Source organism: Erythrobacter aurantius, assembly GCF_023823125.1.
In the GTDB taxonomy this organism is placed as follows: Bacteria; Pseudomonadota; Alphaproteobacteria; order Sphingomonadales; family Sphingomonadaceae; genus Erythrobacter; species Erythrobacter aurantius.
Map to the genome: position 1 here is coordinate 451489 of NZ_CP090949.1, position 18376 is coordinate 469864.

24 protein-coding genes are annotated in these 18376 nt (G+C 60.1%); 13 read left to right on the forward strand and 11 right to left on the reverse strand.

Annotated features, from left to right (window positions below):
- The first annotated feature begins 26 nt into the window (after positions 1 to 26).
- The 6 genes from dnaQ to L1K66_RS02285 all read left to right on the forward strand — a co-directional run bounded on the left by dnaQ (position 27) and on the right by L1K66_RS02285 (position 3582).
- Positions 27 to 737, forward strand: coding sequence for a DNA polymerase III subunit epsilon (gene dnaQ, locus L1K66_RS02260; protein WP_252259434.1), 711 nt, complete (start codon positions 27 to 29; stop codon positions 735 to 737).
- A gap of 16 nt (positions 738 to 753) precedes the next feature.
- Complete coding sequence (gene hpf, locus L1K66_RS02265; protein ID WP_252259435.1) at positions 754 to 1317, forward strand: ribosome hibernation-promoting factor, HPF/YfiA family; 564 nt, start codon at positions 754 to 756, stop codon at positions 1315 to 1317.
- A gap of 158 nt (positions 1318 to 1475) precedes the next feature.
- The gene (locus tag L1K66_RS02270; protein ID WP_252259436.1) at positions 1476 to 1937 is read left to right on the forward strand and encodes a PTS sugar transporter subunit IIA; all 462 of its coding nucleotides are present in this window, start codon (positions 1476 to 1478) and stop codon (positions 1935 to 1937) included.
- The gene (locus L1K66_RS02275; protein ID WP_252259437.1) at positions 1927 to 2382 is read left to right on the forward strand and encodes a PaaI family thioesterase; all 456 of its coding nucleotides are present in this window, start codon (positions 1927 to 1929) and stop codon (positions 2380 to 2382) included. The genes L1K66_RS02270 and L1K66_RS02275 overlap by 11 nt, the downstream gene beginning before the upstream one ends.
- A gap of 13 nt (positions 2383 to 2395) precedes the next feature.
- Positions 2396 to 2728 carry a DUF1491 family protein gene (locus L1K66_RS02280; RefSeq protein WP_252259438.1) on the forward strand — a complete coding sequence of 111 codons (333 nt, stop codon included), beginning with the start codon at positions 2396 to 2398 and terminating at the stop codon, positions 2726 to 2728.
- 200 nt (positions 2729 to 2928) lie between these two features.
- On the forward strand, positions 2929 to 3582 hold the full coding sequence (locus L1K66_RS02285) for a cell wall hydrolase (protein WP_252259439.1): 654 nt from the start codon (positions 2929 to 2931) through the stop codon (positions 3580 to 3582).
- A 57-nt stretch (positions 3583 to 3639) separates the two neighbouring features.
- On the opposite strand, the gene xth is transcribed toward L1K66_RS02285, so the two are convergent.
- The 3 genes from xth to L1K66_RS02300 all read right to left on the reverse strand — a co-directional run bounded on the left by xth (position 3640) and on the right by L1K66_RS02300 (position 5337).
- The gene (gene xth, locus L1K66_RS02290) at positions 3640 to 4446 is read right to left on the reverse strand and encodes an exodeoxyribonuclease III (protein WP_252259440.1); all 807 of its coding nucleotides are present in this window, start codon (positions 4444 to 4446) and stop codon (positions 3640 to 3642) included.
- A gap of 70 nt (positions 4447 to 4516) precedes the next feature.
- Positions 4517 to 4846, reverse strand: coding sequence for a HesB/IscA family protein (locus tag L1K66_RS02295; RefSeq protein ID WP_252259441.1), 330 nt, complete (start codon positions 4844 to 4846; stop codon positions 4517 to 4519).
- A 59-nt stretch (positions 4847 to 4905) separates the two neighbouring features.
- Entirely contained in the window at positions 4906 to 5337 is a 432-nt protein-coding gene (locus tag L1K66_RS02300; RefSeq protein ID WP_252259442.1) for a CBS domain-containing protein, read from the reverse strand.
- 147 nt (positions 5338 to 5484) lie between these two features.
- Between L1K66_RS02300 and L1K66_RS02305 the strand changes: the two genes are divergently transcribed.
- On the forward strand, positions 5485 to 5802 hold the full coding sequence (locus L1K66_RS02305; protein ID WP_252259443.1) for a hypothetical protein: 318 nt from the start codon (positions 5485 to 5487) through the stop codon (positions 5800 to 5802).
- A gap of 210 nt (positions 5803 to 6012) precedes the next feature.
- Here L1K66_RS02305 and L1K66_RS02310 read toward each other — a convergent pair whose 3' ends face one another.
- From L1K66_RS02310 to L1K66_RS02330, 5 genes are all read right to left on the reverse strand, one after another.
- Entirely contained in the window at positions 6013 to 6417 is a 405-nt protein-coding gene (locus tag L1K66_RS02310) for a (2Fe-2S) ferredoxin domain-containing protein (protein ID WP_252259444.1), read from the reverse strand.
- Positions 6414 to 8564, reverse strand: coding sequence for a dipeptidyl-peptidase 5 (locus L1K66_RS02315; RefSeq protein WP_252259445.1), 2151 nt, complete (start codon positions 8562 to 8564; stop codon positions 6414 to 6416). The genes L1K66_RS02310 and L1K66_RS02315 overlap by 4 nt, the downstream gene beginning before the upstream one ends.
- Positions 8565 to 8622: 58 nt before the next feature.
- On the reverse strand, positions 8623 to 9102 hold the full coding sequence (locus L1K66_RS02320; RefSeq protein ID WP_252259446.1) for a DUF2497 domain-containing protein: 480 nt from the start codon (positions 9100 to 9102) through the stop codon (positions 8623 to 8625).
- 74 nt (positions 9103 to 9176) lie between these two features.
- Positions 9177 to 10667 (reverse strand): TolC family outer membrane protein, encoded by a 1491-nt coding sequence (locus tag L1K66_RS02325; RefSeq protein WP_252259447.1) that lies wholly within the window; start codon positions 10665 to 10667, stop codon positions 9177 to 9179.
- Positions 10664 to 11266: a protein-L-isoaspartate O-methyltransferase family protein gene (locus L1K66_RS02330; protein ID WP_252259448.1), complete on the reverse strand. Its 603-nt coding sequence runs from the start codon at positions 11264 to 11266 to the stop codon at positions 10664 to 10666. Before L1K66_RS02330 ends, L1K66_RS02325 begins: the two co-directional genes overlap by 4 nt.
- Positions 11267 to 11468: 202 nt before the next feature.
- On the opposite strand from L1K66_RS02330, the gene fumC reads away from it, so the two are divergent.
- The 3 genes from fumC (at position 11469) to L1K66_RS02345 (ending at position 15068) form a co-directional block, all read left to right on the forward strand.
- A complete protein-coding gene (gene fumC, locus L1K66_RS02335; RefSeq protein WP_252259449.1) occupies positions 11469 to 12914 on the forward strand; it encodes a class II fumarate hydratase in 1446 nt (481 codons plus the stop codon).
- A gap of 129 nt (positions 12915 to 13043) precedes the next feature.
- Positions 13044 to 14291 carry a sensor histidine kinase gene (locus tag L1K66_RS02340; RefSeq protein WP_252259450.1) on the forward strand — a complete coding sequence of 416 codons (1248 nt, stop codon included), beginning with the start codon at positions 13044 to 13046 and terminating at the stop codon, positions 14289 to 14291.
- A gap of 9 nt (positions 14292 to 14300) precedes the next feature.
- Complete coding sequence (locus tag L1K66_RS02345; protein WP_034956475.1) at positions 14301 to 15068, forward strand: LytR/AlgR family response regulator transcription factor; 768 nt, start codon at positions 14301 to 14303, stop codon at positions 15066 to 15068.
- A gap of 144 nt (positions 15069 to 15212) precedes the next feature.
- Here the strand turns inward: L1K66_RS02345 and L1K66_RS02350 are convergent, their stop codons facing one another.
- Positions 15213 to 15521, reverse strand: coding sequence for a UrcA family protein (locus tag L1K66_RS02350; RefSeq protein ID WP_051700361.1), 309 nt, complete (start codon positions 15519 to 15521; stop codon positions 15213 to 15215).
- A 249-nt stretch (positions 15522 to 15770) separates the two neighbouring features.
- On the opposite strand from L1K66_RS02350, the gene L1K66_RS02355 reads away from it, so the two are divergent.
- The 3 genes from L1K66_RS02355 (at position 15771) to L1K66_RS02365 (ending at position 17124) form a co-directional block, all read left to right on the forward strand.
- Positions 15771 to 16022, forward strand: coding sequence for a hypothetical protein (locus L1K66_RS02355; RefSeq protein ID WP_252259451.1), 252 nt, complete (start codon positions 15771 to 15773; stop codon positions 16020 to 16022).
- 52 nt (positions 16023 to 16074) lie between these two features.
- Positions 16075 to 16833, forward strand: coding sequence for a metallophosphoesterase family protein (locus L1K66_RS02360; protein WP_252259452.1), 759 nt, complete (start codon positions 16075 to 16077; stop codon positions 16831 to 16833).
- 93 nt (positions 16834 to 16926) lie between these two features.
- Positions 16927 to 17124, forward strand: coding sequence for a hypothetical protein (locus L1K66_RS02365; RefSeq protein WP_034956471.1), 198 nt, complete (start codon positions 16927 to 16929; stop codon positions 17122 to 17124).
- Between the two features lie 82 nt (positions 17125 to 17206).
- Here the strand turns inward: L1K66_RS02365 and rpsI are convergent, their stop codons facing one another.
- Positions 17207 to 17734 (reverse strand): 30S ribosomal protein S9, encoded by a 528-nt coding sequence (gene rpsI / locus L1K66_RS02370; protein ID WP_034956470.1) that lies wholly within the window; start codon positions 17732 to 17734, stop codon positions 17207 to 17209.
- A complete protein-coding gene (rplM, locus tag L1K66_RS02375; RefSeq protein ID WP_252259453.1) occupies positions 17734 to 18213 on the reverse strand; it encodes a 50S ribosomal protein L13 in 480 nt (159 codons plus the stop codon). Before rplM ends, rpsI begins: the two co-directional genes overlap by 1 nt.
- Positions 18214 to 18376: the final 163 nt, after the last annotated feature.

Genomic DNA, 18376 nt, shown 5'->3' on the forward strand with positions numbered 1-18376 from the left:
TGCGGCCATAGGACGATAGTCGCCCTATGCGCGAAGTGATTTTCGACACCGAAACTACCGGTCTGGACCCTAAAACCGGGGATCGGATGGTGGAAATCGGGTGCGTCGAGATGATCGGCCGGATCGAAACCGGGCGCACCTATCACGCCTATTACAATCCGGAACGCGATATGCCCGCCGCCGCAGAGGCGGTGCACGGTCTTTCGTCGGACTTCCTGTCGACCAAGCCGCGTTTTTCGGAAACTGCTGACGAATTGCTCGAATTTCTGGGCGATGCGCCGTTGGTGGCGCACAATGCGGGCTTCGATTTCGGATTTCTCAATTCCGAACTTGAACGGATCGGCAAGGCACCGATCAGCATGGAGAGGATGGTCGATACCGTCGCCATCGCTCGCAAGAAGCATCCGGGCGCCAAGAATTCACTCGATGCGCTTTGCACCCGTTACGGAATTGACCGCAGCCACCGCGTGAAACACGGTGCGCTGCTTGACGCGGAATTGCTGGCACAGGTCTATGTCGAGTTGCTGGGTGGCAGGCAGATCGGCCTCGAGCTGGCGAGCGATCAGGTTGCTGCAAACGAGCCGTCCCGTGTCGATCAACCAAGACCAAGCACCACAACTGCTGAACACCCTTTCCGCGAACCGCGGCCCCATGCGGCAACCGCAGAGGAAATCGCACGGCATTCGGAGTTCTTGAACGGCGTCAAGGATGCGATCTGGGCACAGGGCGCAAGGTAAGAGGAGGACGGCAGCGATGGAAATCCGGGTATCTGGTCACCAGATGGAAACGGGAGCAGCGTTGCAGGAACACGCGGCGGAGCGGCTCGGCGGGATCGTCGAGAAATTCTTCGACCGCGCGATTTCCTCGCAGGTCACTTTCGGGAAAGGGCCGGGCGGTGCATTCACCTGCGATATCGTCACCCATGTTTCCCAAGGCACGATCATCAAGGCGCAGGGATCCGCGCATGACGCGCATCATGCGCTCGACGAAAGTGCGGCGAAGATCGAAAAGCAGCTGCGGCGGTACAAGCGAAGGCTCAAGGATCGCCACGAACAAAGCCAGCAGGCGCGCGCCGAAGAGGAGGCCGCCTACACCATCTTTGCCGTTGATGAGACCGAGGAGGAAGTCACCTCCGATGCTCCTCCGATCATCGCCGAGACCAGCGTCGACATTCCCGAAGGCAGCGTTGCCGATGCGGTGATGATGCTGGACCTGCGCGACACACCGGCGCTGTTCTTCAAAAATGCTGGCACTGGCAGGCATAATATGGTTTATCGCCGCTCCGACGGCTCGATCGGATGGGTCGAACCGCGTTAGGACCAAACCAACCTGGAGACGTTAGGGAGCCGTGACATCGACCAGGAAGGTCCTGCCCTTGGACGTGAGGAAGCGGCTCGCTGCATAGCGGCGCCAGTTCCCGTTACAGGGGTCGCCCCAGAGGCCAGACCAGACTTTTTCGGGATTTCAAGTTCGCAATGAACGTAAACTTTTCAATCTTGCCAGAAGCTGTTGCCGTTGCCCGGATCGACAGTGCTCAGCACATCCTTGAGGATCTGGCGCAGATCTTCGCCAAGGCATACGGCGTTGACGCTGGCGTCGTGCAAGAAGGGCTCGAACAGCGCGAAATGCTGGGCAGCACCGGTTTTGGTCGCGGTGTCGCGATCCCGCATTGTCGCAGCGCCGAAGTGAACCGACCCACAGTCGCTCTGCTGAAACTGGAAGCTCCGGTGGACTTCAAGTCCGCCGATTCCATCCCGGTAACGCTGGTTTTCGGGCTGATTTCACCGGAAAACGCCGGTGCGACACATCTTCACGCGCTGGCAGCGATCTCTCGCATTGCCCGTGACGACGCGATCCTGGCAGCGCTGCTCGACGCTCCCGATGCCGAAGCACTGTTTGCCGTGCTGACCAATCAATTCCTTCGCGATGCCGCCTGATTCACCAGGGGCCGGGCTGCACCACCGTGCGCTGGAGCGGTTATACGCCTCCGCACCGGTCAACAGCCTGTTCAATTCCCGGCTCGAAATCACCGGAGAGGGTACCGCGCGGCTGATCTTCACCGTGACCCGCGACGTATATCACGCCGCCGGCGCCGCGCACGGGACGATCTATTTCAAGATGCTCGACGACGCGGCTTTCTACGCGGCGAATACGCTTGTTACCGATCGATTCCTGCTGACAACCAGCTTCAACCTGCACTTCACCAAGCCGGTGCGCGAAGGCGAAGTGGTGGCGGAAGGCCGCTGGATCAGCGGGAAAAAGCGGGTTTTCGTGGCGGAATCTCGGCTCGTCGATTCCGAAGGCGATGAAATCGGACGTGGAACAGGCACCTTCATGCGCTCACGCATCCCGCTTTCCAGCCTGCCGGGGTATTCATCCTGACGAGTGTTGAGGGATGACGCGGCTTCCCGCCCATCTCGAGGTGTCCGGCCTCATTCGCCTTGTCGAATCGCAGGGTGGAACCGCGGTGGTGCTCGCCAAGGGGGAGCGCGATGCGGGGACGATCCTGATCGTAACCATGTGTCGCGGCGAGGATGTTCGGCTATTCGAAAGAATGCCGCAAATGGACGGAACGCGACCCTTTCTTGCGACAAAATCTCAAGACCTTGAAAAACCAGAAGAATTTTCAGAATACCTTGATCGTCGTCGTCGTCAGGACCCGGATATCTGGATTGTCGAGGTAGATATCGCCAATGCAGAACGGTTCGTCGAACTTTTGCCGCGTTAACTTGACGTAGTTACATCTGCGACTATTTGGCCGCGAGCTTCCAGGTGCGCAGGTCCCGACAACGGCAATTCGGTCGTTTGAACGGCACGCAGACGGGGGGCAGCCGGCAGGCCTCTTACGGACTACCCCTAAGTCAGCGATCACTCGCTACTGGTCCTCACCTGCGTCGGAGCTCGCTCACCGCCCAGATAGAAGAATCCATGAGTCGCAAGACTTATTCATTGAGCGCCGTCGCAATTGTGGCGATGGCCGGTTTGAGTTTCTCCAGCGCCGACAGCGCTGAAGCCCTTGCCCAGGATGGTGTCGTCGAAATGGCGGCTTCCGGTGAGGCGTCGACCGAAGAAGTGGTCGAAATCGTTCCCGAACAATCCGTATTCGTTTCCGAAGAAGTGGTGCAACCGCTTCCGGAAGCACCCGCACAGCCCGTCGCCAGCGCAGCTTCGCTCAGCGAACTGGTTGCAGCGATCGACAGCGATCAGGAACTGACAGAGCAACTCCACTGCCTTGCAGGTGCGGTCTATTTCGAATCGCGCGGTGAACCGCTCGCTGGCCAGCTGGCCGTTGCCGAAGTCGTGATCAATCGTGCGGAAGACAACCGCTGGCCCGCAAGCTACTGCGGCGTCGTCTACCAGCGTTCGCAATTCTCTTTCGTGCGCGGAGGCCGGATGCCGAGCATCAACACCTCTTCGCCGGCATGGCTTCGCGCCAAGGCGGTTGCCCGCATCGCACATGACGGATTGTGGGAAACCGAGGCTGATGGCGCGGTCTATTTCCACGCAAAATACGTCCGCCCGGGCTGGAGCCGCGCAAAAACCCGGCTCGCGCAGATCGACACGCACATTTTCTACCGCTGATAGCGGCCGTCAGAAATTTGAAACCCCCGCCCTTGATTGGGTGGGGGTTTTTTGCGCTCAGTCCTGCAGGATCGCCCAAGTCGGAGCGTGATCGCTCGCCTTTTCGCGGCCGCGATGTTCGCGATCGACGCCCACCGCCTGCAACCGGTCCGCAAGCTCGGGCGAAAGCAGGATGTGATCGATCCGGAATCCGTGATCGCGCTGCCATGCACCCGCCTGATAGTCCCAATAGGTCCACACCCCGCCACGCGGGTTGAGCGTGCGTACCGCATCGGTCCAGCCATCGGCCAAAAGCCGCGCATAGGCGGCGCGCGATTCAGGCTGCATCAGCGCATCATCAGACATTGCCTTGACCGAATAGACGTCGTCGTCTTCGGGGATGACGTTGTAATCGCCGAGGATCGCCGCAGGCACTTCCTCCGCCCAGATCGCGGTCATGCGTTCGCGCAATTTGGCCATCCACGCCAGCTTGTAATCGAATTTGGGGCCGGGATGCGGATTACCGTTGGGCAGATAGATGCACACGATCCGCACGCTGCGCCCGTCCTTGGCAACATCCGCTTCGAGATAGCGCGCCTGTTCGCCCTCGCCTTCCTTGGGTCCGTCAATCCCCAGCCCGCGCTGGACTTCGCCAAGCGAATAGCCTGCTTGCGTATCGGCCAGCATAGCTACCCCGTTGAAGCTCTTCTGCCCGTGCCAGATCACCTGATAACCAAGTTCCTCGAACTCGGATGCGGGGAAGTCCTTGTCCTGGCTCTTGATTTCCTGAAGGCAGGCGACGGTGGGGCGTGTTTCTTCCAGCCACTCCTTGAGCCTTGGAAGCCGGGCCTTGATACCGTTGATGTTGTAGGTGGCGATTTTCATGGCGCTATCCATGCAGGATCAGCGCACCTGCGTCCATCGCAAGCTGCGCGTTACAGCGCAAACCCCATCGTCAAATGCCGAAGCTGGAACCGCAACCGCAGCCTGCGGCGGCCTGCGGATTCTCGACCCGGAATGCAGCGCCGCCAAGCGATTCCACGAAATCGACAACACTGCCGCTGACCAGATCAAGACTGACGGGATCAACCACCAGCTTCACGCCGTCGGTTTCGCTCACGCTGTCATCGGAATCGGGCCCGTCAGCAAGGTCGAACTTGTACTGGAACCCGGAACACCCGCCGCCTTCGACAGAAAGCCGCAAGATCGCAGGTTTTGTCTGCTTGTCCGCAATCCATGCGACGCGCTTTGCTGCGGCGGGAGTAAGTGTCAGAGCTTGGGCCATGGCAATAAAATAGGGCGCGTACGCAGGTTCCTCAAGTCCGGTTGTTCATGCCTGATCGCTCAAGCCGTCTGGATGTAGTCGCGCAGCGCAGCCGCCTCGTGTTCCACTTCGTCGATCTTGTGCTTCACCAGATCGCCGATGGAGATGAAAGCCACCAGCCTGCCATCCGACACGACCGGAAAATGGCGGAACCGACGCCGGGTCATCAGGGCGAGCGCCTCGTCAATCTTCGTACCCGGTTCCACCGTGATCGCCGGCGAGGTCATGATCGCTTCGACCGGCAGATCAAGACAGGCCGATCCCTTGTCGGCAAGCCGATAGATGACGTCGCGTTCCGACACGATACCCGCCACCGCGCCATCGCGCAGGACGGGAACTGCGCCGATCCGTTTTCCCGCCAGCATCGACACGACTTCCGCAACCGGGGTGCTGACGTCACAGGCGATAATGTCGTCCGCGCTGCGATCGCCGATAATCTTGGCAATTGTCATGATGGGACTCCTCTCTCAGGCAGAGAAAGTGCCATCAATTTGGCAAAAAGGCGAATCCGCAATCGTACCATCTGCTTGCCTCCGAACTTGCTCGGGGCACGTAGCTAGAAGGTTGCCAATCCTCCTTTGCATCCTCATGTGGACTCCATGGTTCAGAAATCCCCGCTCGACGATCCTGAAAACGCGGCTCACGCGTGGGCGCGCTATCGCAAGATCATGAGAATCCTGATGGCCGTCACTGTCGGGACAGTGGTGGTGGCAATCGGCGTGCTGTTCGCTTTCAACGGCATGGTGTCGGTGCATTTCTACATCGCCGTCGCCTTGGGCATCAGTTTCACGATGCTGCTCGCGGGTGGTTTGATGGGTCTGGCGTTCCTGTCGAACGGCACGGGTCACGATGCCTCGGTCGACAACCGGCTGCCAGACAGCGACGAGCTCTGGTCCAAGCGCGACGAGGATAGGTGACAGCCCGCTTTCCTACAGCCGTGCTTTCATGCGATGACGCAATGGTCGGATCGGGCCGCCGGAAATTTTTTATATTTGGATAAGTGTCAATTTCGGATCTGGCGGCTTTTTCAAAGCCAAATCAAACGGTTGAACCGGAAAAACCCGCTCAGGACGGTGTCAACTCTGTCAATTTGCTTCGCAGGCGCAGCATGGCTGCGAAGGATTGACTCAAGCGGGAGAATTCAGGCGAAATTCCTCAACCGGACGGCCGCCAATCAGGTGTTCCTGGATGACGCGTTCAAGCACTTCGGGGCTGCACGAATGATACCAGACCCCGTCGGGCCATACCACGGCCACCGGCCCGGCACCGCAGACCTGCAGGCAATCCGCCTTGGTGCGCTGAATGCCTCCGGGGCCCTTGGGGTGATCAGGCTGTCGCTTGGGCCCGATCAGGCCGAGCTCCTTGAGCCGGCTCTTGAGGAAACTCCACGCCGCCTCGCCCTCTTGGCGAGAGCAGCATTTCTGCTTCTCCGAGAGAGCGCACAGGAAAATCTGGCGCTCAATCCGCTCTTCATCCCGCCCGTACTTCCTGACAAGTGCGGTCTGTGCGGCCAGCAGTGGCTGATCGGTCATTCTTCGGCTTCACCTTCCGGCTTCAGCCAGCGATCGAGCCACGCAAACACCGTGTTGTGCCACTGCAGCGAGTTCTTCGCGCCCAGCACCCAGTGGTTTTCATCTGGGAACACAAGCAATTGAGAGGGAATGCCGCGCTCCTGCAAGACCGTGAAGCTTTGCAATCCTTGGGTGTAGGGGACGCGGAAGTCCTTCTCGCCCGTGATCACCAGCATCGGCGTCTGCCACTTGTCGATGTGGTTCACCGGGTTCCAGCGTTCATAGGTCTCCTTCGCCTCGGAATAGGAGCCACCAAAATCCCAGCGCGGGAACCAAAATTCCTCGGTCGAATAATAGAAGCTGCGCATGTCGAACAGGCCATCATGCTGGACAAGGCAATCGAACCGGCCGGGCCAGTTGCCCGCGATCCAGTTGACCATGTATCCGCCATAGCTGGCCCCCATGGCGCACGCGCGTGTGCCGTCGATCTGCGGATCGAGTTCGAGCGCGGCCTCGAGCCCTTTCTGCAGGTCTTCGAGCGGCTTGCCACCCCAGTCGCGATTGATCGAATCCATGAAGTCCTGCCCGTAACCGGCGCTTCCGTGGAAATCGACCGAGATCACGGCATAACCCTGGCTTGCGACAACGCGGGGGTTCCAGCGGCTCGACCAGGAATCGGAAAACGAACCCTGCGGCCCCCCGTGGATGTAGAGGATCGCCGGAATCGGACCTTCCTGATTCTCGAGCCGGGTGATCTGACCCCAGACGGTGTCCCCATCTGCACCCACAAAGCTGAAGCGGGTCGTCCGGGTAGAGGCCATCGTGCCCATACGATCGGTCACCACATTGGTCAGCGGGCGCGCAGTTTCTGCAAAGTCCGACAGGAAAAGCTCGGCCGGAACTCCGATCGAATCGCGTGTGAACAGCAGCTGCCCGCCCGGAAGCGAGGTCAGATTGCCGATATGCGCTTCAGCTCCCGCCATCAGGTTGAGCTCTGTCACCGCCCCGGTTTGGGGGTCGATGCGGAAGGCGGGGGTATCGAGAACCTTCGAAGCTGTTGCCAGAAGATGGCTGCCGTCAGCACTCCAGCTAAGACCACCAAACGACAGGTCTGTATCCTGCGTCAGCGCCCGCGTCTCTCCGGTCTGAAGATCGCGCAGATGAACCACAAGGCGATCCGATTCGTAGCCGGGACGGGCCATCGCGAGGTAGGCGAGCGTCTTGCCATCGGGGGACGGCGCAGGCGAAGAATCATGCGCTTCGTTCGCGACCGTAAGTTCCACCGGAGCGGCCCCGGTCAGATCGGACGAGTAGATGTCGAGATCGGTCGACCCGGGCTCTTTCGCGTCCGCTCTGCGCGCCACGAAGTAGACACCCGATCCATCGGGCGCCCACGCAATGTCCTCACCCCCGCCAAACGGCATGGTGGGCGTGTTTCCGACGAGTGCACCCTCACTGTTGCCGCCGTCGAGCGCGACACCGTCTCCGACAGCCTCCCCGTTCTCAAGCCCGAATACGAAAACGCGGTTGAAAACGCCCGGCTGCGTCCAGCGATCCCAGTGACGATAGAAACCGGCATCCCCTTCATACAGTCGCCCGCTACCGATCGTCTGTTCATCGCTTTCGCAACCAAAACGCTCGCAATCGCGCGCTACTTCGGCCCACAAGGCGATCTTGTCAGAGGTTGGCGCGATGCTGAAACCGGCGATGTCGGTGCCGGGAATATCGGCAACCGGCATAGGGCCCGTAACATTCCCGTTCGCTTCAAGCGCGACCCGCCAAACCCGCGCGCGCTCTTCTCGGCTTTCGTCGGGGTGATCATAGCTGAGAAAATAGAGGAAATTGTCCGGCCCGAACGCCAGCGAAAATCCGGCAATGCCCAAGTCGATCTCAACCGGATCTGCCCCGGGGGTCTTCAGGTCGAGAAGGTAATGCAGTGGTGAACGACGCAGCGTTTCGGGATCGGTGTAAGTCACCGAATAGACCGCATATTGCCCTGTCGGGGTCACTGTCGGAGCGCCAAGGCGCGGCATCAGGATCAAATCGCGCGCGGTCATCGGCGCTTTCTGCGCGGCCGCGGTGCCTTCCTGTTGCGCTTGCGCAAGCGTTGGAGACGACAAGAGCGAAACTGCCGCGATTGCAGCGGCGTTCAAAAGTATCCTTCCCATGGGAGAGGAATTAGCCCGTGCGTTGCCCAGTTTCCAGCGAAACCGGAATTTCGACAGTTTAGCCGCGCTTCCCGGCAATCCGTGCGATTTCAGCCTGCACCATTTTTTCGACCATACCGGGGAGGTTCTTGTCGAGCCATTCTGCCAGCATCGGGCGTAGCAGTTCGCGAGTCAGACCTTCGAGAGAGGTTTCACCGGAACGCACGATCTGGGGCCGCGCCGGGGGCTGCGACAGCATTGCCAGAGCGGCGAGGTTTTCGTGCATTCCCTCACGGACTTCATCCGCCAGCAGCGGCGTTTCACCATCGTCTTCGATTTCGATCGCTTCGGAAAGCTCCATCTCGGCCAGATCAAGAACGCCATCATTGGGATCGAGAACAGCCTCTTCCTCGCCGGATTGATCAGGAAGTTCAGCATCTTGCGATGGCGTAGACTTGCGGTTGCGCATTTGCAGAGCGCTTTCGCGATTATCGCGCGCGATCACCTTCTTGATCGATTCGAGAATCTCTTCAACCGACGCTTCGCTATTGTTCGCCACGAGCCTGCCCCTGCCCCATCAGATGTCTGTTCGAGTGAGAAGCCCCAAGACACCCACCATGCCGAATCACATGGTTAACGCTCGCTTTCAGGCTCCAGCACCGGACCTATGAATGCATCCGCAGCTTTAATGTCAACGGTTCTAGTCGAATTGGCGGCCGGTTCAGCGTCACGGTCCCAATCCCATATGCGTCCCTTGACCCGATCATAATTCACCTGCGGATCGTAAAGCGGACCGCCGGTATCGAGGTTGAGATCGCGCGCTTCGGCCTTGCCCATTGCAGCCAGCAGGCTGAAGCCCGCGACATAGGCATTGCGCCTAGCTGTCACCAATTGTGCGCGAGCAGTGAGCAGTTCCTGCTCGGCATTGAGGACATCGATGATGGTGCGATTCCCGATCGAATTTTCCGCACGCACGCCCTCAAGGCTCAGTTCGGCAGCTTCCACTGCGGCTTGAGAACTTTCGATGACGGCGTTCGACGCCTGCCAGCTGGCATATGCGGCGCGGGTTTGCTGGATCACATTGCGTTCGGTTGCGATTACCTGTTCCAGCGCGGCGGTTTCGCGGGCTCCGGCCTGGCGCTGGCGCGCTGCAGGCAGTCCCCCCTGGAAAATCGGAATCGTGATGCGAACACCGGCGTTCGCGGTGGTTTCGCGCTGAACGAAATTGGCCGCGACAGGCCCGCCGAGTGTTCCGTAGAAGTCGCTATAGTCGTAATTCGCAAACAACCCGACGGTCGGAAGTCGCCCTGCTCCGGCGGCATCGGTGTCATAGCCCGCGGCCTGAGCGCGCTCCTTTGCGGCGATCAGGTCGGGATTGTTCTCAAGCGCGGTGACCACTGCCATGCCCACCGTTTCGGGAAGGCCGGGCAATGGAGGCGGGGCCTCAAGCCCCATGGGTGCACGCCCAACAAGCTGGATATACGCCTCTCGTGCGCCGATGAGATTTGCGTAGGCGGTGCGCAGATCGCCTTCAGCAAGGGCCAACCGTGATTGCGCCTGGGCTACGTCCGTGCGGGTCAGATCGCCGATTTCGAACCGGTCACTGGTGGACTGGAAAGTAACCCGCAGCACTTCGACCTGATTGGCAGCAAGTTCTGCCAAGGCCTCTGTCCTGAGCACATCCATATATGCGGCGACAGTTTGGCTGAAAACCGAGCTTTCCGTCGCTCGCAGATCAGCCTGGCCAGCCGAAACACGTTCTTCAGCTGCGTTGATCGCGTTGCGTACGGCGCCACCCGCATAGATCGGAACCTGAAGCTGCGCGTTCACCCCAAGATTGCGCTCAGGCGCGGTGAACGAGTTGGCCGACTGACGGAGAAATTCGACATGGGTAGCCGTTACGTTAACCGATGGCGTGCCCTGAGCCCGTTGGATCGGGACCCCTTCGTCGGTGGCGCGCTGGTTGGCGCGGGCGCCTTCGAGGGTGGGGTTGGTGTTGTAGACTGCCACCAATGCATCGCGAAGGGTTTCCGCCTGAGCGGGGAATGCCAGCCCGGCGAGGGCAATAGCTCCCAATGAGGCCGCTGCGCGTGCGGCGCCAGTCAGGCGGAATGTCGATGTCACGTAAAGGTCCAACCCTTTGGTTTGTTGAAGGCGGAAATCACGGGCATTCCGAGATCTTCGACAGGTTCGAGCGACAGCTTGCCCGCGATCTTGCGGCCCGAAGCAAGCCGGGTGACCTGACGCAGAACGAGGCCCGAAACGATCCGCCCACCTTCAACGAGGCAGGCAGGCAGGCTCGATGGCAATTCTTCGATCGCCCCGTCGACAAGGATCAGCGAATATTCGCCTTTCGGCAACTTGCCTTGCGCCGCATCAGCGCTCGAAATGGCGGTCACTTCGCTTACCAAGGGCGCAATCAGCGTTTCGAGATAGGCTGTGCCGCCGCTGATTACCAAGGCGCGGTCTGCGGGCAGGGGCGCGGCTTCAAGCAGCAGCTTTCCGTAAAACAGGGGCGATGCGAGATGCGCACCCTCCGAAAGCGAAACTGACCGATCGATATAGGCAAGCCCGGCCTTTTCCTCCGGAAGGAAATCCTCACGCGGGACAGCGAGCATGCGGGCGAGGATGAATTCCTCGTTTACCCCGCTTGTGCGAAGCTGGCTGTCGATCATAGCCTTGCGGGCAGCCTTGGTGTCACGGGTCAAAGTGGTATTGGTCATGCGGTACTCCGTCCAACTGTATTGGCATCGCAATACAGCTCGTCAACCCCTTCCTAGCCATCCGGCAATCCGGTTCCAAGCAATTTGCGTGGCGATCCGTGAAGCTTCCCTTTGACCTGTCACCAAGCCGCGTCATATGGGGCGAATAATCAGACCATCGGCGAACCGAGAGGCGGTTTCGACCGATACCAGGAGGGCTTCGATGAGTGACATTGCCAAGACAACACGCAACGACGGGGAAATTTTCGGCGCGATCGGTGAGGTTCGCATAGAAACCGATTCGCTTGGCGAAGTCGCCTGCCCGGTTGATGCCCATTGGGGAGCGCAGAGCCAGCGCAGTCTCGCCAACTTCGCGATCGGCACGGAAACCATGCCGGAACCCCTGATCAAGGCTTTGGGGATTCAGAAGCAGTCAGCGGCGAAGGCAAACATGGACCTCGGTGTCCTTGACCCGAAACTGGGCGATGCAATTGTCGCTGCGGCTAGCGAGGTTATCGACGGCACTCTGGCGGATCAGTTTCCGCTGAGCGTCTGGCAGACGGGTTCGGGCACCCAGTCCAATATGAATGCCAACGAGGTAATCGCCAGCCGCGCCAACCAAATCCTTACCGGGGTTCACGGCGGGAAGGATCCTGTTCACCCCAACGATCACTGCAACATGGGGCAGAGCTCGAACGATACCTTCCCCACCGCGATGCACATCGCTGCTGCCAGCGAGACGATCGATCGCCTGATCCCTGCCCTTGATCAGCTTCACGCAGCGCTGGATTCAAAGGCCAAGGCGTTCGCCCATATCGTCAAGATCGGCCGCACCCATTTGCAGGATGCCACCCCGCTTACGCTGGGTCAGGAGTTCTCGGGCTACGCCAAGCAGGTCGAATACGGCATCGCCCGGATCCGTAATGCCCTGCCCCGCGTACTCGAACTGGCGCAAGGCGGCACTGCCGTCGGCACAGGGATCAATTCGAAGGCCGGCTTTGCCGAAAAGTTCGCAGAGCATGTTGCCGCGATCACCGGCCATGATTTCGTGACCGCTGCCAACAAGTTCGAAGCGCTCGCCGCGCATGATGCACTGGTGGAATTGTCCGGCGCGTTGAATTCGGTTGCCGTCAGCCTGATGAAGATCGCAAATGACATCCGCCTGCTGGGCTCGGGTCCACGCTGCGGCCTTGGCGAAATCTCGCTGCCCGCCAACGAACCCGGCTCTTCGATCATGCCGGGCAAGGTAAACCCCACCCAATGCGAAGCGATTACAATGGTTTGCGCACAGGTCATGGGCAATCATGTGACCGTCAGCGTTGCCGGGTCGAACGGGCATATGGAGCTGAACGTCTTCAAGCCGGTGATGATCTACAATGTGCTGCAATCGATCCGCCTGCTTGCCGATTCATCGCGCAGCTTCACCGAGCATTGCGTTTCCGGCATCGAGGCCAACGAGGCCCGCATCGAGAAGCTGCTCAATGAAAGCCTGATGCTCGTCACCGCGCTCAACCCGCACATCGGCTATGACAACGCGGCGAAAATCGCGAAGAAAGCGCATGCCGAAGGGACTACGTTGAAAGAAGCTGGGCTTGCACTCGGCCTGCTCACCGAAGAGCAGTTTGCCCAGTGGATCGTCCCTGCGGACATGATCAAACCGCGCGACTGAGCGCGGCAGAAAGGGGGCTGAAGGCGGCTCAAACCGATCTGACGCCCCCCGATCATTCGACCAAGCGGGCATTCCGCCCGACGACCGATTGGCGCTTTCCGGCATGACGCGCTATCTCGCTTGTCAGCCATGGATCTGAGCCGAACTCCCGAAGCGCTTGACAGGACAGCGCCAGCCAGCGTGCCGTTTCGCACGGTGCTGTTGTCGATGGTGCTCTTGTGGGGCACCTATTTTTTCCTGATCAGCATCCGCAGTTTCATTCTCGATCTCGACATGCAGATCGACATGGCGGTGCGGCGCGGGCTGGTGACGATTGCCGGCATTGGACTGACCATAGCGCTTTGGGCTTTGCTCCGGCTGGTCGATCGGCATGCCTTGTGGGTCAAGATCGGCGCGGCGAGCCTGTTCGCCATCCCGGTTGCGATCGGCATCGGCCAGATCAACCAATTCGCTTTCCAGGACATTCAGCAGGAACTCGAACAGCGCTTTGCCGAAGAGCGCGGCTTCCGCTTCGACGACCAGGGCAACCTTCTTTATGACCTGCCCGAGGGAATTCGGGTCGAAGCTCCTGGGCCGGATGGGTCAGGCCGGCCGCAAGTTTCCGAATCGCTGATCATCGCTCCGGCAGAATTGCGCGAGGATTCGTGGAAGGCAGTGCTCGAGATTGCGCTGGGCCGCTATTTCCTGCTGCTTGCCTGGGCATCAACCTATTTCGCCCTGCTTGCAGGCGTTCAGGCGCGGGCGGCAGAGCGCCGCGAGCAGCAATTCCGATCGGCCGCCAAAGCCGCCGAACTTCGATCCTTGCGGTATCAGGTCAACCCGCATTTCCTGTTCAACACTCTGAACTCGCTTTCGGCCCTCGTCATGACAGGCAAGGCAGACAGGGCCGAGCGCATGATCCAGACGATCAGCCGGTTTTATCGCCACAGCCTTGCGGATGAGCCGACCAGCGACGTTTACCTGAAGGACGAGTTCGATCTGCAGCGGCTCTACCTCGACATAGAAGCGGTGCGTTTCCCCGAACGGTTGAGCTGTGTGTTCGATCTTCCCACCGAACTCGAAAAAGCGCGGGTTCCGGGCATGATCCTGCAACCGCTGGTCGAAAACTCGGTCAAATACGCCGTTTCAGCCGTTTCCCGCCCGATCACCATCACCGTTTCCGCGCGTGAGGAATTCGATCGTCTGGTGGTCACGGTAAGCGATAACGGGCCCGGCGTACCCGACGCGGCAAAGCACGGATTCGGCATCGGGCTGGCTAATGTTCGGGATCGCCTTGAGGCCCGTTTCGGCGCCGACATAGGATTCAGTTCCACGCCCGTGCCCGGCGGCTATCAAACAGAGATCCGCATTCCGCTGTCGCGACCGGCGCAACATTGATGGAATCCGATGGCTGACACAGAAACCCAATCGCAATCTCTCCGGACCCTGATCGTCGATGACGAACCGCTGGCGGTTGAGCGCATTCAGGTGATTTGTGCGGAGTTATCGGCGATCCGTGTCGTGGGAACTGCCAGCGATGGCGCTGCGGCTTTGCGGCTTGCGGAAAAGCTCGAACCCGATCTGGTGCTGCTGGACATGACCATGCCCGAGCTTGACGGATTGGGCGTGGCCCGGAAGTTTGCCGAGCAGGATGATCCTCCAGCGGTAATTTTTGTCACCGCGCATGATCATTTCGCGGTCGAGGCCTTCGATCTGGAAGCGATCGATTATGTGTTGAAACCCGTTTCTGCCGAACGGTTGGAGCGCGCCATCGAACGCGCTGTCGCCCGGCGCGGCGAGCGCAAGGAATCACCCGGCAAATGGCTCGAAGAGCTATGGGTTCCGCACCGTTCGGAATTGCTGCGGATTGCCGTGAGCGAAGTTCACCAGATCGATGCCGAGCGCGATTACGTAAGGCTGCATGTGGGCGATCCGGAAGATCCTTCATCGGATTCGCGATCCTATCTTCTGCTCCAGACCATTGCCGGACTGGAAGCGCGGCTTGATCCGGAACAGTTCATCCGCATCCACCGATCCACCATCCTGCGCAGAGACAACATCCGTGGCTTGCGCCATGACGGGCTCGGGGTCTGGTCGGCCGAATTGCAGAACGGCGAAGCCTTGAGGATCGGACGAACCTATCTCTCCAAAGTCAAGGCGATGGCTGGTCGTTGACCTGCGAGTGCGGCTGATTGCCGCTGGACCTGATTGTCAGATCCCAAAAAAGAAGCGGCCCGAACCCCGGGACTGATGAGGGTTCGAGCCGCAATGTACTGCGCCACAATTCGTTCGGGGAGTGGGCAGCGAATGGAACGCGGTTCAGCCGCCGCGCCGTTCGTTTTCGGCAATCGCCGCTACCTGGCGCTTGGCGCTCGCGGTTGCCTTGGCGAGGCAATCGCGTGCCGCCATTGAGCGGATACGGGTGCCGGTCGGCATTTCGTCGATCTGGCAGACCTGGCGCGCCGCACGATTGATCCGCTCATCAAGCAGTCGCTGGCCTTCGGGCGTATCAAGGTCGAGACCGGCAGTGCTGATCACCTGGGTCGGCAAGTCAGCGGGACCGGCCAGAGCTGGGCTCGCGGAAAGGGCAAGGCCAATACTGGCCGTGGCAAGTGCAAGAACTTTCATCTCTCTTCTCCTGTCAGCAAGTGCGGCGGTGTTCGATCGGGGTTTCGAACCGGGGATACCAACCGCCCTGCTGTGTTAGAGAGATAAGGCAGCCTCCGGATACCGTCACCCGGTGCTCGACGAACCGGCATCAACCCGTCGATTGACGACCACAGAGAAGATCGAGGGATGATCAGGCCCGACAAAGCGCGGATTTGAAACGATCAGCGATATCGCCATATTGCTGGAGTGATATTTACGCTCGCCATCATGTTCCTGCTGGGAATCGGCAATTTCGCACTTCACCGTGCCGTGCTCGAAAGCGGGCACCCGCTGGTCGAACAGCTTCCCGGTCTTGCCCAGTCACTCGGCGGAAGGCTGACGCTGGCGGCTGAATTTCTGGTGCTACTGGCGGCGATGCTGCTGGTGGCCAATGGCTGGAGCGAACTGGCATGGGTCTATGCAGGTTACAGCGCTCTCAATGTCGCATCAGCTTGGCTGATCTTGTCCGGACGCGTCTGAGCGCGGCTTTGGTCTTGCAGCTTGCGTCCGATAAGGCATTGGGAATCACACCATGACGACGCGCCTGTTCCACATCAGCGATGTCCACTTCGGGATCGAGAATCGCGCCGCACTTGATAGCGTCGCGCGCGCCATCGCGGATGAGCAACCCGATTTGCTCGTCTGCACCGGTGATCTGACCCAGCGGGCAAAGCATTCGGAATATGCCGCCGCGGCAGACTGGTTTGCATCGTTGGGAGTACCGGTCTGGATCGACCCGGGCAATCACGACATGCCCTATTACAGCCCGATTGAACGGTTCACCGATCCCTATCGCCGCTATCGCCGACTGAAGGAAGCGGTTTCGGTCGAGGCGTTCGAGACGGACGATATCGTCTTGCTGCCGCTTCGTACCACCGTCCCGGCCCAGAAGCGCTGGCCATGGTCCGATGGAGTGATCACGGCCATCGCGTTGGCAGAAGCGCACGAACGGCTCGCTCCATTTGGTGGCGACGAACGCCATGTCGTCATCACCGCACATCATCCGCTGCATGGGCCAAGCGTCGAAGGCCCCAATGCGACCATCGGAGGCGATGCCGCCTTTGCGTCGCTGGCGCAGGCTGGAATGAACGCCGTGCTCAGCGGACACATCCACAAACCCTTCAACGATTTTCGCGGCGATGGCGGGGCACGGGCGCAGGTCATCGGCGCTGGTACGCTGTCGCGAAGGCTGCGGCACGGGGCGCCGCCTTCGTACAATGTCCTCACCTGCAAGAAGGGGGCTGACGAAATCGAAGTGGAACTGAGAGAGCTGCCCCATACCGTCCGGTAAGATGGGCCGCCGATCGCTTAACCTTTTTTATCGGACGGCTGTTAACGGAATATTGGCGATGATTCCGGCGAAAAACACGCTGGAGGTCGTACGATGGACTTGTTGAAGGCTATGGTCGTTGCCGCACTCGTAACAGGTTGTGTGGCCGTGGTGATTGGAACGCAGGGCTCAACGGGTGGGCAGCTCGCAGTGCATTCGATGGCGATTGGCGATTACAAGATGTTCTGGTCGTGGCCGCTGTTCGTTGTCGGAACCAGTCTCGCCTGGGCTTTGATGCTGCTGCAACGCTGAGCCGATGATCCGACCATAAAGGAAAAAGGCGGCCTTCCCGAAGGAAGACCGCCCTTTTTCGTGTTCGAGGCTGTGCCTGAAATCAGCGCTTCGAGAACTGGAAGCTGCGGCGTGCCTTGGCACGGCCATACTTCTTACGCTCGACCACGCGGCTGTCGCGGGTAAGGAACCCGGCGGCCTTCACGGTGCTGCGCAGTTCCGGCTCATACTTGGTCAGAGCCTGGCTGATGCCATGCTTCACCGCGCCAGCCTGACCCGAAAGGCCGCCGCCGCGGACCGTTGCGACAACGTCGTACTGTCCGGTGCGATCGGTGATCCCGAAAGGCTGGTTGATGATGAGACGCAGCGTCGGGCGTGCGAAATAGGTTTCCTGATCGCGGCCGTTGACGGTGATCTTGCCGGTGCCGGGCTTGAGCCAAACGCGGGCCACGGCGTCCTTGCGGCGGCCGGTGGCGTAGGCGCGGCCCTGCGCATCAAGTTCCTGCTGGCGCAGGGGAGCCGAATTCTGGGCAACCACCGCCGCATCTGCGGCAGGCGCGTCGCCAGCGATTTCCTTGAGATCCGACAGATCGGACACGGTGTTGGTTTCGCCAGTGTTTTCGCTGACCATTATGCGGAGACCTTGTTCTTGCGATTCATGGAAGCAACGTCGAGCACTTCGGGCTTCTGGCCGTCATGCGGATGCTCGGTGCCGGAATAGAGGTGCAGCGCCTTCATCTGCGCACGACCAAGCGGACCGCGCGGGATCATGCGCTCGACAGCCTTTTCAAGCACACGCTCGGGGAAACGGCCTTCCAGCACCTTCGCCGGGGTGGTTTCCTTGATGCCACCGGGGTGGCCGGTGTGCTTGTAGTAGACCTTGTCGGTCGACTTCTTGCCGGTGAACTTTACCTTGTCGACGTTGATCACGATCACGTGATCGCCGCAATCGACATGCGGAGTGAAGCTCGGCTTGTGCTTGCCGCGCAGGATGTTGGCGATGATCGAGGCAACGCGGCCGACAACGAGGCCGTCTGCATCAATCAGGTGCCATTTCTTTTCGACCTCTGCCGGCTTCACCGACTTGGTCTGCTTGCTGAGCGCCTTCATGGCTGGTTAGTCCTTGAACCAAAGGGTTGCGAATATTCCATTCCCGTCGCGGGCCGTTCGAACCGGTTGAACGCAAGGGAATCGCGGCCCGCCCGCATGGGCTGGCCTGTCGTGGGGCGCATTTGTCGTCAGAAGTGGCTTCAGTCAAGCAAAACCGGGGCAT